This is a genomic window from Actomonas aquatica, from assembly GCF_019679435.2.
Taxonomy (GTDB): Bacteria; Verrucomicrobiota; Verrucomicrobiia; order Opitutales; family Opitutaceae; genus Actomonas; species Actomonas aquatica.
The window spans coordinates 4161183-4174395 of sequence record NZ_CP139781.1; the positions used below are offsets into that span (position 1 = coordinate 4161183).

Sequence of the window (13213 nt, forward strand, 5' to 3'; positions counted from 1 at the left end):
GCGTCATGAACGTTATCGCCCCGCTCGTATCCCTGCTCCTTGCCATTGCGTTCATCGTGGTTGCCACGACGCGGTGGCGATTGCCGCCCTTTCTGGCGCTGCTGCTCGCCGCCTGTGCCTACGGGGTGGCGTCGGGCCTGTCGCCGGCCGAAACGCTGGTCGCCATCACGGGCGGGCTCGGGCGGACCGTGGCCGGCATCGGCATCATTATTGCCAGCGGCTGCATCATCGGGGCCGTGCTCGAGCAAACGGGCGCGGCGATGGTGATGGCCAACGCGGTGCTGAAGGTCGTGGGCCGCTCGCGCACGGTGTTGGCCATGGGGCTTACGGGCGGCGTCGTGTCGGTGCCGGTGTTCTGTGATTCTGGATACGTGGTGCTGGCGCCGCTGGTGCGGTCGTTGGCGCGCCGGGCCAAACAATCGATCGCGGCGCTGGCGGTGGCCCTGAGCATGGGGCTTTACGCGACGCACTGCCTGGTGCCGCCCACGCCTGGGCCGGTGGCGGCGGCGGAGGCCTTGTCGGCGGATTTGGGTCAGGTGATCGCGCTGGGTTCGCTGGTGGCGGTCGTGGTGATCGGTGTCTGCTGTCTCTTTGCGATGTGGGCCGGGCGGCGTTGGTATATCGAACCGCCCGCGGCGCAGGTGGCGCCCGCGGCGGGTGAAGCGGAGGAGGCGGGCGTGGTGGCGAGTTTGCCGCGGGCGTTTGCGCCCATCGTGCTGCCGGTGGCGCTGATCGCGCTGCGTTCCTTTTTCCCGGGGGCGGAGGGCTCGCGCTGGGCGGCGACGGTGACGTGGTTGGGCGACCCCAATGTGGCGCTACTCCTCGGGGCGCTGCTGGCGCTGGTGCTGGCCCGTCGGCACGGGGCGGCGGAGTTGGGGGAGTGGTCCGGCGAGGCGTTGCGCAGCGCGGGGGCCATCGTGCTGGTGACGGGGGCGGGCGGCGCGCTGGGCGCGGTATTGCGGGCGACGCCGTTGGCGGAGGCGATCGGCACGCAATTGGCGTCGATGGACCTCGGTTTGTTCAACATCGTGCTGCCCTTTCTGGTGGCGGCCGGACTGAAGACCGCGCAGGGCTCGTCGACCGTGGCGATTGTGACGACGGCTTCGTTGTTGGCTCCGCTGTTGCCGGCGCTGGGACTGGACCAAGGCACGGTGCTGACCCTCACGGTGCTCGCCATCGGCGCAGGCTCGATGACGGTGTCGCACGTGAACGACAGTTACTTCTGGGTGATCACGCAGATGTCGGGCATCACCGTGTCGCAGGGTTACCGACTCATCACGCTGGCGTCGGCGGTGGCGGGTGGCACCGCTATCGTGGTGATCGTGATCCTACGCTTCCTGCTCGGTTGAGCGGCGCTGCGAGAGGTGGGCCATCAGCAGGGTGAAGAAACAGAGCACGAGGTTCTGCATCGGCAGCTGTAGGGGCACCGGCAATACGTAGATGAGGGCGACGGTCGGGGCCCAGATGCCAAGGTTGGCGATGAAGACCGGTAACAGATCGCGACCATACCAACCGCGGCGACGCACACGGGCCCAGACCGGGGCAAAGTTAAATCGGTGTTCGATCCATTGGTAACCGAGCCACATGCCCGGCACGGCCCAGAAAGGACCGTAGACCAATTGATCGAGCAGGGACTTGAGCACGACGGTGCCGACGGAAGGCTCGGTGCCGAACAGCGCAGCCATGCCGGCGTAGAGCAGGTGGACTTCGACGCCCTTGGCGGCCCAGAACAGAACGAGTCCGACTCCCTGGCTGAGGTCGTAGCGACTGCGAGTGGCGGGCATGGCGCGCAGGTAGAGCCACGGAATCAGGCCGCCGGCGAGCGCGGTGGAAAGCATGCTGAACCCGACGCCCCAGCGGGCGCGCACCTCCGTGAGACCACGCAGCGCCTCCGCCACGCCCGGGGCAAAATAGTAGCCCAGCACGATGGCGAGCGCGACGGCCTGCAGGGCAAGACCCGGCAGGATATTGGCGCGGGCGCCATCCAGCCCAGCCCGCCAGGGGGCAACCGGTTTGGAGGAAACAATCGAGTCCGACATCGGCGCGACGTTGCGCGAATCCTGTCCCCCTGCAACCACCCAACCTCGTCGCCGACAAAAGTAACCGAATGGCGGTGTCTGTCTTATTGAACCACGCCCGGCTTCGCTGGCGTGGCGGTGAAGGCGGCGGTGACGACGCCGAGGTAGTTGCGCGCGGTGATTGGCGTGGGGTCGGCGCGGCCGGCGTTATTGACGCCGACGGCGATCCAGCCGTGGCGAGTTGGTTTGGCCAGGGCATGGGCGATGAAACGGCCGTCGGGGCCGCGGTAGAGCACCACCTGGCCGCGTTGCAGCTCGGCGTAGGGAATGGGTTCGGTGACGATCCAGGCGTCGGGCGGGATGAGTGGCTCCATCGACAGGCCGAGTCCGCGCCAGGCCCGGGCGCCGGGGATGCTGGCGGCGTAGGCGTCGGCGCGCTGCGAAAGGGCGCGGTCGATGTCGCGGGCGGAGGCGGCTGGGTCGCGCACCGTGAAGCGCTCAATGCGGGGCACCGTGACGGTGAGGGGCGGGCTGCTGCAAGCGGGCAGCAAGAAGCTCGCGAGCAGGAGGCAAATCACCACAAAAGCGGGCGAAGTGGAGTCCTTGGATTGGCAAGGCGAGCGCATCGGGTAGAGTAAAAACATGTTGGTCGATTTTGAGAAGCTCGCGGGCCCGAAGGCCTACCACTGGATGACGGCGATCATTGCGCCCCGGCCGATTGCCTGGGTGTCGTCGATGGGGCCGGAGGGTCAGGTGAACCTGGCGCCATTTTCGTTTTTCACCGGGATCACGTCCCGGCCGCCGACGTTGATGTTTGTGCCGATCAATCAGCACGACGGCACGCCCAAGGACACGATGCGCAATATCGAGGCGACGGGCGAGTTTGTGGTCAACGTGGTGACCGACGATCTGGCCGAGACGATGAACGCCACGGCGGCGATGTTGCCGTATGGCGAGAGCGAGTTTGAGGCCGGCGGCATCGAGGCCGCGAAGTGTGAGCAGGTAAAGGCCCCGCGCGTGGCGGCGGCTCGCATCGCGCTGGAGTGCAAGTTGGACCGCATCGTGAAGATCGGCGATGAGCCGGGCGTGGCCAACTGCGTGTTCGGCCGCATCCTGTGGGCGCACGTGAGTGATGAGATTTTGAATACGGAAGGCCGGATCGACCCGACCAAGCTCGACCTGACGGGTCGTATGGGCGGCGACGACTACGTGCGCGCCCGCGAGAAGTTCAGTATCGGTCGACCGCCGCGCTGAGGCCCGCAGGCGTGGCGCTGCCTGCACCCGCAGCGGCAGGGGGCGGCGTGTAGCGGTGGGGTGGTGACGATCAGGATTCTCGGCTTCCCATGGGCGCGGTCTGCGCCCAGCCTGTGCGCCCGTGATCGACCCCGCCACGTCTGCTGTGCCTTCGTCCGATAACGTTTCCGCTGCCCGCGGCCCTGCGGGTGGCGGCGAGTTTAAGCCCGACGCGTGGCGCGGAGGAAAAGACCGCCCAAGGGTGGGGCAGCGCCAAGATGGCCGTTGGTGGTGGGTGGATCCGCAGCGGGGGCCGGTGTTTGTGGCAGGCCTGGCGGGGGTGGCGCGTTCGGTGGGATCGCAGTCGGTGATCGGGCAGTTGCGGGGCTGGGGTTTTAATCTGCTGCTTCCGCCGGTGGCGGAGGGGTTTTGCAACCGGGGGTTGCCGCATGTGGCGGTGTTGGAGTTGGCCAAGTCGGGCGACCGGATGTTGCGGCAGGCCGGGGTGGCGTTGCCGGATGTGTTTGATCCCCGCTGGGAGGAGGCGGTGCGGCAGCGCGTGAGCGTGGAGCCAGCGACGGCGGGGTTGGCGGCGTATGTAGCGGATACGGAACTACGCTGGGGCGGGGAGGCGAAACCGGGGGAGGCGTTTGACCGGCCGAGTCTGTTGCAGGTGTGTTTGAGTCTGGATCCGGTGCATGCGGCTTACCATGCGGCGTGGGAGTTTGTGCTCGCGACGCGGCCGGGGGGGGTGAGTGATCTGGTGCGGGACTGGGCGGTGACTTTGCCCAATAAAGAAACGCTGCGGCAGATGACGGCGGATGATCAGGTGCTGGATTCGCCGGCGTTCCGGATTGATCACGAGCGGTTTTTGCGGGAATTTTGTCAGCGTTATCATCGGGTGGTGGGCGAGGCGCTGAAGACGGCGGATGGCACGCGTTTGTGGTTGAGCGCGCCGCTGAGTGCGACGACGCCGGCGGTGGTGCGGTCGACGGCGGCGGCGCAGGTTGACGTGGCGCTGGTGAGCGAACCAGGGCTGGGCGGCGGCTGGACGCCGGAGTTGATCTGGGGCGTGGATGGCAGCGGTTGGAGTGGGCAGCGCAGCGTGCTGGACCCGGCGGCGCTGAGCGATCTGGAGCGGCAGCTGGCGCGCACGCGAGAAACATTGTTGGCGTGGAGCGAACAGCCGCAGGTGGTGGGTTACGTGTGGTCGCGCTACGCGGGGGGCGATGTGGAGGCGGACGGGCCTGGTTTGAGCTCGTTGTTGGATGACAACGGTCGGATCAACCATGCTCGGGTGGACCCGTTGGCGGCGTTTAATAAGGCGGCTGCGGCGCTCCGGGGTGCGGTCGGTTAACCTTGCGACGGAGGGGGCGGGCGGGGCAGGGTGGGCGCCCTTTTCCACCAATTGCTCGCCATGGAATCCAACCATCTCGCCGATTATCTGAAGCAACGTATCCGCACTGTGCCCGACTGGCCGATCGCGGGGGTGAATTTTCGCGACGTCACCACGTTGTTTAACGACCCGGAGGCGTTTCGGGTGATGATCGAGGCGTTCTCGCTGGATTGCACCCGGCTGGCGGTGGATGTGATCGCGGCGATCGATGCGCGCGGTTTTATCATCGGCGGCGCGCTGGCCTATCAGTTGCACAAGCCTTTCGCGCTGGTGCGCAAGAAGGGCAAGCTGCCCTATCGCACGGTCTCGGAGGACTACACGCTGGAATACGGTTCGGCCACGATCGAGATCAACGAGGATGCCTGCGCGGCGGGTCAGCGGGTGCTCTTGGTCGATGATTTGATCGCGACCGGCGGCACCTTGTTGGCGGCGGCGAAGCTGTTCCAGAAAATCGGCGCGGAGGTCGCGGGCGTGGCGGCTATCATCGACCTGCCGGAGCTGGGCGGTTCGGCCAAGCTGCGCGATGCCAAGCTGCCGGTGCATGCGTTGTGCGCGTTCAGCGAGAGCGAGTAAGGGAAATTTCACTACAATCGACTCAACCCAACTCACTTAACCAACACGGGAGCGCGCGACACCATGGGCCTGAAGATCTGGAGCAATACGAAGTTCAACGAGACGGCGGAGCAGACCCTGCGCGACGAGCTGGCGCAGCGCGGACACGAGTTGGTCTTCTCCAGCGCGGCCAACGCCAATGTGCTGCAGGGCGGTGGGGAGGATCCGGATCTCCCCGGCGCGGACATCGCGTTGGGGCAGCCGGATCCGGCGCAATGCCTCGGCCTGTCGAGCCTGCGTTGGGTGGAGGTTGTGACGGCGGGTTACACGCGCTACGACCGGCCGGAGTTTCTGGAACCGTGGCGGGAACGCGGCGCGGTGTTTTCCAACATGTCGGGCGTGTTTGCGGAGCCCTGCGCGCAACACGTGTTGGCGATGATGTTGTCGCTGTCGCGGCAGTTGCCGGCCTCGTATCGTGATCAGTTGGACGACCAGCGCTGGGAGTATTTTCAGCGGCGTTACGACTCGTCGCTGCTCAATGGGCAGACGGTGCTTATCCTGAGTTACGGCACGATCGCCAAGCGACTGGTGGAGCTGTTGCAGCCCTTTGGGATGAAGATCTACGCGCTGCGGCGACGAGCTTACAGCGAGCGCGGAGTGCACGTCATCGCGGAAGATCGGCTGACGTCGGTGCTGCCGGAGGTGGACCATCTCGTGAACATCCTGCCGGAGAGCGAAGCGACGTATCATTTTGTGAATACACGACGGCTCGGTCTGCTGAAGCCGACGGCGAGGTTCTACAACATCGGCCGCGGGACTACGGTGGATCAGAACGCGCTCATGGAGGCGCTCAACAGCGGCAAACTCGACGCGGCCTATCTCGATGTGATGGATCCCGAGCCGCTGCCGCCGGAGCACCCCATGTGGCGCACCAAGAACTGCTACATCACGCCGCACACGGGTGGCGGGCGACGCGATCAGGACGACGCCATTGTGGCGCATTTTTTGAAGAACCTGGCGGCGTTTGAGCGGGGGGATTTGGACGCGATCGAGAATCGGATCGTGTGATGCGCGGAGGCGCGCGATAGCGCGGCGGAGAGGCAGGGGTAGCGCGACCAAGGTCGCGGCCTACGCGGAGAGGCCGGGGAAAGCGGCCGAGACGGCCGCTGCTACACCGCTTTAGTCGTCGGGGGTGATGCGGCGGCCGCCGCGTTTGGGTTCGAAGGCTTTTTTGCGCCAGCCGGGTTTGTTGGCGACGGCGCGGGCGGCGCGGCGGGCGGCGGGTTTGGGGGCGTGGTCGCCGGTGATCTTCAGGTAGTGAATGTAACGCTCCGTATCGAGCGTGCCGTTCTCCAGCGCGGCTTGGATGGCGCAGCCGGGTTCGGTCTCGTGCTGGCAATTGCTGAAGCGGCAATGGCGGGCGAGGTTCACGATGTCGGTGAAGGTTTCGGTGACCCCTTCGTCGGCCACCCAGAGCTGCAGTTCGCGCAGTCCGGGGGTGTCGATGAGCAGGGCGCCGCTGGGGGTGCGCACGAGCTCGCGACGGGTGGTCGTGTGCCGGCCCTTGCTGTCCTTGGCCCGGACTTCGCCGGTGGGCAGAAAGTCGTCCTGGGTGAGCAGATTGGCGAGGGTGGATTTGCCGACGCCGGAGGAGCCGAGGAAGGCGAGGGTGGTGCCCGGGGAGGCGAGTTTGCGCAACTCGCCGAGACCGCGACGGCGGGTGGTATTGGTGAGAATGATACGCACGCTCGGCACGAGTTGGGCGATCTCGGCTTTGACGCTTTCCGGGTCTGGGTGGACGTCGCTCTTGTTGAGCACGATGACGGGTTCGGCGCCACTTTCGCGGGCGGCGACGAGGAAGCGTTGGATGCGGGCGGGGTTGTAGTTGCGATCCAGTCCACTCACCAGGAGCACGTAGTCGATGTTGGCGGCCACGACTTGTTCGATGTCTTCTTCACCGGCGGCGCGGCGGGAAAACTTGGTGCGGCGCGGCAGCACCGCGTGGATGTCGACGCGCTGACCGTCCTCGCGATGGCTGATGGCCACCCAATCGCCGACGGCGGGAAAATCGCTCGTTTGGGCGTGGCGATGGAAGAAGCCACCGCGGCATTCGCCGAGCCATTCCCGATCGGCGTCCTGCACCGCGTAGAACTTGCGTCTCAACTCACAGACGACCCGCGCCGGTTTGAGTCCAGCCGCGAGGTGAGGAGCGAAGGCTTCGGACCAAAAAAGGTTCCAGCCGTAGTGATCGAGAGACATGATTGAAGAAGAAAATGGCGGTTCACAAAGGGTGCGCCGGAAAGTGCAAGCTTTGCGTGGGGGATTTGGCGAATGTGACGTATTATCTAGCTACCATGATAACACAGCTCCAGACCGTTCCGCCGGCGGTGGTGCGAGCTGATCCCCGCAGTAAAACCCCCGCCGCAAATCGCCCGCAATCGCGGGCAACCCCCAAACTTGATCGTCCTGATTGGCATTATGAACCGGTGCTTCCGCTCGTCCACATTCCGTGGCTCGCGTTGGTGGCTTCTGGTGCGATGCACGTCGTCGTCATGTTTGCGTTTAACGACAAAGCTCCGCCTCCGATCAAGGCTGAGTCGATAGAACAAATCTCCGTCCAACTGATGGAGATGCCTCCCATCGAGGAATTGGATGAACCCGAAAAGGTGTTCGACCCGGACGCCGCACAGCAGGAGGAGCTCGACCCGGGCGCCTACGTGCCAATGCAGGCCGACGTGCCGTCGATCATAACCGACGCGACGTTTGTCCAAAAACTCGATTATGCGTCGCTGTTGCCGAAACCGGACTTCGACGCCGCCAAGGTCGTGAGCATCCCGTCGCGCATCGCGCACGGCAAGGTGCGTCCCGACCAGATTCAAGACCTCTTTAACCTCGGTGACCTCGACCGCGTGCCGGAGCCCATTCTGCAGCGTCCGCCGGTCTTCCCGCCCAGCCTCAAGAACGAGGTGCGTGAAGCCGAAGTCGTGGTCGACTTCATCGTCGGCGCCGATGGTAAGGTCCCTTGGGCCAAAGTGTATTCATCGACGCATCGTGGATTCGAGGATGCGGCGGTCCTCGGTGTTTCCCGCTGGCAGTTCCGCCCCGGCATGAAAAACGGGCGCAAGGTGGCCACGCGCATGCGTGTGCCGCTGAAGTTCCGGGTGGTGGACGACTGAGCCGATCCCTTGGTTGCCAACCTCCCCCCGCGCCGCGGGAAATGATTCAGCGAGGCGCCGAACCCAGAAACGGTTCGGCGCCTCTTTGTGTTTGGAGCCCTCCGCTAAATGGGGCCGCGCGTGCGCAAGTATGCGTATGTTGGAGACGCGGCGGATGCCGTAGGCTGGGAGTGTCGGTATCGTATAGTTCCTATTTCCGCCACGAACCGTGGGCCGGTTCGAATGGAGCCCATCTTTCGTCCTGCTGGCGTGGGACGAGAGTCGAGTCGAGCCGCGCCTCAGGAGTGGGGCGCGGCTCATTCGGTGGGTGCCGGGGCGGGGCGAACTCGGGGCCTACTGCTCCGGCGACTGCGACGCGTCGTCGATGGGGCGGTAGTAAAGGGCGGTGCGACCGACGGTGCCGACGAGGGCACTGGAGGTAAGGGTGGCGAGTTCGGCGAAGAGAGCTTCGCGGGCTTTGCGATCGGTCTCGCCGGCGCGCACTTTGATGAGGCCGTTGCGGGAGAGTTGGCTGTTGAGCTCGCGGATGACGGTGGCGGTCACGCCCTCGCGGCCAACGGTCACGCTGGCTTCCAGGAGTTGGCCTTCGCTGCGCAGGACGCGACGTTCGGCACCGGTGAGGGAGGGAGTGGTCATGCGCGCAGAGGAGGACGGCGGCGGCGCGGCGTCAACGCTCGTTGTGGGCTGCGGTCACCACGTCCAACGCACGCCGGCGCGACTGAAGCGCGGGGTGCCGAGGTCGTAGAGGCCGTCGGTGGTGCGGCGGGTGACAACGGCTTCATCGAAGACGTTTTCGATGGCGACGAAGAGTTCACGGTCGGCGGCGAAGCGGTAGCCGAGGCGCAGGTCGACCGTCATGGCGGCATCGAGCACGAGGGTATTGGCGTCGTCTTCGTAGGCGTCGCTGAGGTAGCGGGCCTGCGCGCCGAAGGTGAGCGCGGCGAGCGGACGCCAGTCGGCACCGAGGACAACGGTATGGCGCGAAACTTGGGGCAGGTTGAGTCCGGTGGCGTGGTCGCTGGAATCACTGTAGAGGTAGTCGGCGCGGAGCGTCAGGGCGGTGGCGGGTTGCCAGTGGGCGGAGAGCTCGAGGCCGTGCACATCAACCCGGGGGAGATTTTCGCGGCGGCGGCCGAGACCGCCAGCGGGCACAAATCCCACGCCGGGCACGACGCCGGGACCGGCACCGAGGGTGACGTTGGCAACGGCGTCCTCGAGGCGGTTGGTGAAGGCGTTGGCGCGTAGGCGCAGGTCGCGGGTGGCGAACGTAGTGCCCAGCTCGATACCGCGAAGCGATTCGGGCGCGAGGTCAGGGTTGGCCTCGGTGATGTCGTTGCCGACGCGGAAGGGGCGGTAGAGCTCGTTGAGGGTCGGCAAGCGGAAGGCGCTGTAAGCGGCGGTGTGCAAACGCCAGTTGTTGGTAGCTTGCCAGACGAGTCCGGCACGCGGATTGAACTCCACGCCGTCGCGACTGGGCAGGTCGTCCTCGCGCACGATGGAGCCGGCGGTGCGATCGATCTCGATGCGGTGGGCGTCGCTGAGTTGCCAAGCGTCGAGGCGGGCGGAAAGGCTGCCGCGGAGGGCGGAGGTGAGGGCGCGGTCATGGTGAGCGAACACGCCGGCAAAGGTCTGGGTGCCACCGGCCCGGCGATTGCGAGTGAAGTCATCGCCGGAGCGGAAATAGTTTTCGCGGGTTTCACCCTGCACCCAACGCACGTCGGCACCGGCGGTGGTGGTCTGGTCGTTGTCGGACCACGTGATGGTGGCGGCGGCTCCGGCGGCATCGGCGGGCACGGCGTATTGATCAAGCACGGCGATCTCGCTGTCGCGGGCATCGCTCACGGAGGTGAAGCGATTGGCGAATTCCTGCGTCTGGACGTAGGCCGTGGCGGTCCAGTCGGCGGGGGCGCTGAGCAGTTCGAGAGTGCCGGAGGCGGAGGCGGCGAGCAGCGCCTCGCGGGTGCGGTTGCGTTGCAGGGGTGTGCCGTTACCGCGCTCCTCACGGAAGATGCGAGCGGTGAGCGTGCCGCGGGTGCCGTTGGTGGTGGTGCGGGACCACGAGACCTGGGCGGTGCCCTGTTCGAGGTCGGTGGGGCGGTCGATGGGGCCAGCCCACTCCGACGCGGTGCGGCGAAAACCGTCGGACCGGAAGCCACGAGTGTTGATGGTGAACGTGTCGGCGCCACGCACCGTGGTGTGGTGGAGGTCGGCGGCGAAGGTGCCGAAGTCTCCGCCCTCTATTTGTAGTTGGGTGGAGGATACGGCGGCGTCGGCGGGCTGAGATGAGGCGGTGAGCAGTTGAATGGTGCCGCCGAGCGCGGCGCTGCCCCAGGCACTGGAGCCGCCGCCGCGCACGATCTCGGCGGAGGTCAGAGCGAGGCGCGGGGCTTTGCTCCAGGTGACCCAGCCGCCGAAGGGATCGTTGAGGGGAATGCCGTCGACGAGGACGAGGGTGCGGCCGGCGCCGTTGGGGCCGAGGTTGCGCAGCGAGACGCCTTGGGTGGTGGGGTTGGCGGAGAGGCTGCCTTGGCGGCGGAAGAGGCTGAAGGCGGCGGAGGCCTTGAGCGCTTCGTCGACGGTGAGGGCGGTGGTGTCGCTGAGGTCGTCAGCGTTAAAGACATCGACCGTGACCGGCAGAGCGGAGAGTGGCTGAGGCGAGCGGGTGGCGGTAACGACGAGCGGATCGAGCACCTGGGCGGCAGCGGCGACCGGGAGGAGGCTGAAGGCGAGGAAGCGAAGACGAAGCGCGCGAAACAGCATGATGGGCAGCCCGACACCCTCATGCGAAGGAGCCGGCCGGTCAACCGACGCCCCCATTCCACCCGGCTACACGTCAAACAGCCCCCGGCGACCGCGCCCACGGATTATTCAAGTTGTCACCTAATAGGTGACAAAATTAGCCAAGGCTAATAATTATGGGTGTTGTAAGCCGTTGGAAGTTAGGAGGAAGGCGGGTTTTAAGCTCTTCGAGTTGGGAAATAGTGGGTGAAATGGTGTCACCTAATGGGTGACAGGTGGAGCGGGCGGGGTGGGGATGGTGAGGGGAGTTAAGGATTGCGTTGGAGGTGGGTGGGAGTCTTTCTGCGCGGCCCGTTGGTTGACCGCGGGGGATGCTTCTTACCCGCCCACTCGTTTAGCTTTTCCATTCACCGCCCGACTGGGGCGCAGGCGTCGACCCCAACGTCGGCGCTTTTTGTTTGGGCCTATTCCTCCCACGACATGACCAACCCATTTCGCAAAAAACGCGGCAATTTGAAGGACGATGCGCTCTCCGGGCTCACCGTCGCGCTGGCGCTCGTGCCGGAAGCCATCGCCTTTGCCTTTGTGGCGGGGGTGCCGCCGTTGGTGGGCCTGTATGCGGCCTTTTTCATGGGCTTGATCACGGCGATGTTTGGCGGTCGTCCGGGCATGATTTCGGGCGCGACCGGCGCGATGGCGGTGGTGATGGTGGCGCTGGTGCAGGAGGGTAATTTGCGCGGCGGCGAGGGCGCGGGACTGGAGTTTCTTTTCGCGACCGTGATCCTGACCGGCCTCATTCAGATGCTGGTGGGGGCGCTGCAGTTGGGGCGGTTGATCCGACTGGTGCCGCACCCCGTGATGATGGGTTTTGTGAACGGTCTCGCGATCGTGATCTTCCTGGCGCAGCTCGACATGTTCAAAGAGCGCAACGGTGCCGAGGTGGGCGACTGGTTGTCTGGTTCGGCGCTGTGGCTCATGCTCGGGTTGGTGGCGCTGACGATGGCGATCATCCATTTTCTGCCCAAGTTCACCAAGGCCGTGCCGTCTTCGCTGGCGGCGATTCTGGTGGTGGCGGGCATCGCGTTTCTGGGCGTGAACACGCAGGTGGTCGGTGACCTCGCGAGTGTGCAGGGCAGCCTGCCGCAGCTGCATCTGCCGAACGTGCCGTTCAACCTCGAGACGCTCGGGTTCATTTTCCCCTACGCGGCGATTCTGGCGTCGGTGGGGCTCATTGAATCGCTGATGACGCTGCAGCTGGTGGACGAACTCACGGAGACGCGCGGCAAGGGTAATCGGGAGTGTGTGGCGCAGGGCGCGGCGAACATGGTGAGTGGCTTCTTCGGCAGCATGGGTGGATGCGCGATGATCGGGCAGAGTCTGATCAACATCCGCTCGGGCGGGCGTGGTCGCACCTCCGGTATCGTGGCGGCGGTGGGCCTGTTGATCTTCATCCTGGTAGGCGCGCCGTTTATCGATCGCATTCCGATCGCGGCGCTCACCGGCGTGATGTTCATGGTGGTGATCGGCACCTTTGAGTGGGCGACGTTCAACACCTTCGGCAAGGTGCCGAAGAGCGACATCCTGGTGGTGGCGATCGTGACGGGTGTGACGGTCTACGCGGACCTGGCGATCGCGGTGTTGGTGGGCGTGTTGGTTTCGGCGTTGGTCTTTGCGTGGAAGAGCGCGCAGCACGTGCGTTTGATCACGGTGGAGGACACGCATCAGCGACGCACCTACCTGCTGAGCGGGTTGTTGTATTTTGGTTCGGTGCGGGAGTTCGCCGAGCAGTTCACGCCGAGCGAAGATCCGACGGATGTGGTGATCGATTGCCGTGACACGCGCGTGTGTGACCTGTCGGGCTTGGAGGCGATCAATGCCTTGGCCGAGCGCTACCGCAAAGTCGGCAAGACCCTGCACCTGCGTCACCTCTCGCCGGACTGCCGACAGATGCTGCAGAACGCCGGCAATCTGGTGGATGTCGAGGTGATGGAAGACGATCCGCACTACTCGGTGGCGCGGATTTGAGGTCGGCGCTTAAATGCTCCGCTGATCGGTCGATCCTTGTCCGGAAACGATATCTCCGCCAAGTAAAAGAGGTA

General features: G+C 65.5%; 12 protein-coding genes. 7 read left to right on the forward strand and 5 right to left on the reverse strand.

From position 1 onward, the window contains the following. Positions 1–5 precede the first annotated feature (5 nt). Positions 6–1349, forward strand: coding sequence for a GntP family permease (locus K1X11_RS15790; RefSeq protein WP_221031206.1), 1344 nt, complete (start codon positions 6–8; stop codon positions 1347–1349). On the opposite strand, the gene K1X11_RS15795 is transcribed toward K1X11_RS15790, so the two are convergent. Both K1X11_RS15795 and K1X11_RS15800 read right to left on the reverse strand, forming a co-directional pair. Beyond that, positions 1329–2039 (reverse strand): hypothetical protein, encoded by a 711-nt coding sequence (locus K1X11_RS15795; RefSeq protein ID WP_221031207.1) that lies wholly within the window; start codon positions 2037–2039, stop codon positions 1329–1331. The genes K1X11_RS15790 and K1X11_RS15795 overlap by 21 nt on opposite strands. An 83-nt stretch (positions 2040–2122) precedes the next feature. Continuing rightward, positions 2123–2662 (reverse strand): S24/S26 family peptidase, encoded by a 540-nt coding sequence (locus K1X11_RS15800; protein WP_221031208.1) that lies wholly within the window; start codon positions 2660–2662, stop codon positions 2123–2125. Between K1X11_RS15800 and K1X11_RS15805 the strand changes: the two genes are divergently transcribed. The 4 genes from K1X11_RS15805 (at position 2661) to K1X11_RS15820 (ending at position 6267) form a co-directional block, all read left to right on the forward strand. Beyond that, positions 2661–3272, forward strand: coding sequence for a flavin reductase family protein (locus K1X11_RS15805; protein ID WP_221031209.1), 612 nt, complete (start codon positions 2661–2663; stop codon positions 3270–3272). The genes K1X11_RS15800 and K1X11_RS15805 overlap by 2 nt on opposite strands. Positions 3273–3417: 145 nt before the next feature. Further along, positions 3418–4608 (forward strand): hypothetical protein, encoded by a 1191-nt coding sequence (locus K1X11_RS15810; RefSeq protein WP_221031210.1) that lies wholly within the window; start codon positions 3418–3420, stop codon positions 4606–4608. Positions 4609–4668: 60 nt separating this feature from the next. Beyond that, positions 4669–5220: an adenine phosphoribosyltransferase gene (locus K1X11_RS15815; RefSeq protein ID WP_221031211.1), complete on the forward strand. Its 552-nt coding sequence runs from the start codon at positions 4669–4671 to the stop codon at positions 5218–5220. A 63-nt stretch (positions 5221–5283) separates the two neighbouring features. Continuing rightward, positions 5284–6267 (forward strand): D-2-hydroxyacid dehydrogenase, encoded by a 984-nt coding sequence (locus tag K1X11_RS15820; protein ID WP_221031212.1) that lies wholly within the window; start codon positions 5284–5286, stop codon positions 6265–6267. A 111-nt stretch (positions 6268–6378) separates the two neighbouring features. Here the strand turns inward: K1X11_RS15820 and rsgA are convergent, their stop codons facing one another. Then, complete coding sequence (gene rsgA, locus K1X11_RS15825) at positions 6379–7458, reverse strand: ribosome small subunit-dependent GTPase A (protein ID WP_221031213.1); 1080 nt, start codon at positions 7456–7458, stop codon at positions 6379–6381. A gap of 227 nt (positions 7459–7685) precedes the next feature. Here rsgA and K1X11_RS15830 point away from each other — a divergent pair, with 227 nt between their 5' ends. Next, positions 7686–8375: an energy transducer TonB gene (locus tag K1X11_RS15830; protein ID WP_221031214.1), complete on the forward strand. Its 690-nt coding sequence runs from the start codon at positions 7686–7688 to the stop codon at positions 8373–8375. A gap of 333 nt (positions 8376–8708) precedes the next feature. Here the strand turns inward: K1X11_RS15830 and K1X11_RS15835 are convergent, their stop codons facing one another. Both K1X11_RS15835 and K1X11_RS15840 read right to left on the reverse strand, forming a co-directional pair. After that, positions 8709–9011, reverse strand: a complete 303-nt coding sequence (locus tag K1X11_RS15835) for a YhbY family RNA-binding protein (protein WP_221031215.1) — start codon at positions 9009–9011, stop codon at positions 8709–8711. Positions 9012–9065: 54 nt separating this feature from the next. Further along, positions 9066–11135 (reverse strand): TonB-dependent receptor, encoded by a 2070-nt coding sequence (locus K1X11_RS15840; protein ID WP_221031216.1) that lies wholly within the window; start codon positions 11133–11135, stop codon positions 9066–9068. A 459-nt stretch (positions 11136–11594) separates the two neighbouring features. Here K1X11_RS15840 and K1X11_RS15845 point away from each other — a divergent pair, with 459 nt between their 5' ends. Beyond that, entirely contained in the window at positions 11595–13139 is a 1545-nt protein-coding gene (locus tag K1X11_RS15845) for a SulP family inorganic anion transporter (protein ID WP_221031217.1), read from the forward strand. Positions 13140–13213: the final 74 nt, after the last annotated feature.

Excerpts from the sequence above, each read along its gene's own strand:
- K1X11_RS15790 (WP_221031206.1), top strand. The coding sequence starts at position 6 with ATGAACGTTATCGCCCCGCTCGTATCCCTGCTCCTTGCCATTGCGTTC.
- K1X11_RS15795 (WP_221031207.1), bottom strand. The coding sequence starts at position 2,039 with ATGTCGGACTCGATTGTTTCCTCCAAACCGGTTGCCCCCTGGCGGGCT.
- K1X11_RS15805 (WP_221031209.1), top strand. The coding sequence starts at position 2,661 with ATGTTGGTCGATTTTGAGAAGCTCGCGGGCCCGAAGGCCTACCACTGG.
- K1X11_RS15800 (WP_221031208.1), bottom strand. The coding sequence starts at position 2,662 with ATGTTTTTACTCTACCCGATGCGCTCGCCTTGCCAATCCAAGGACTCC.
- K1X11_RS15815 (WP_221031211.1), top strand. The coding sequence starts at position 4,669 with ATGGAATCCAACCATCTCGCCGATTATCTGAAGCAACGTATCCGCACT.
- K1X11_RS15820 (WP_221031212.1), top strand. The coding sequence starts at position 5,284 with ATGGGCCTGAAGATCTGGAGCAATACGAAGTTCAACGAGACGGCGGAG.
- rsgA (WP_221031213.1), bottom strand. The coding sequence starts at position 7,458 with ATGTCTCTCGATCACTACGGCTGGAACCTTTTTTGGTCCGAAGCCTTC.
- K1X11_RS15835 (WP_221031215.1), bottom strand. The coding sequence starts at position 9,011 with ATGACCACTCCCTCCCTCACCGGTGCCGAACGTCGCGTCCTGCGCAGC.
- K1X11_RS15840 (WP_221031216.1), bottom strand. The coding sequence starts at position 11,135 with ATGCTGTTTCGCGCGCTTCGTCTTCGCTTCCTCGCCTTCAGCCTCCTC.
- K1X11_RS15845 (WP_221031217.1), top strand. The coding sequence starts at position 11,595 with ATGACCAACCCATTTCGCAAAAAACGCGGCAATTTGAAGGACGATGCG.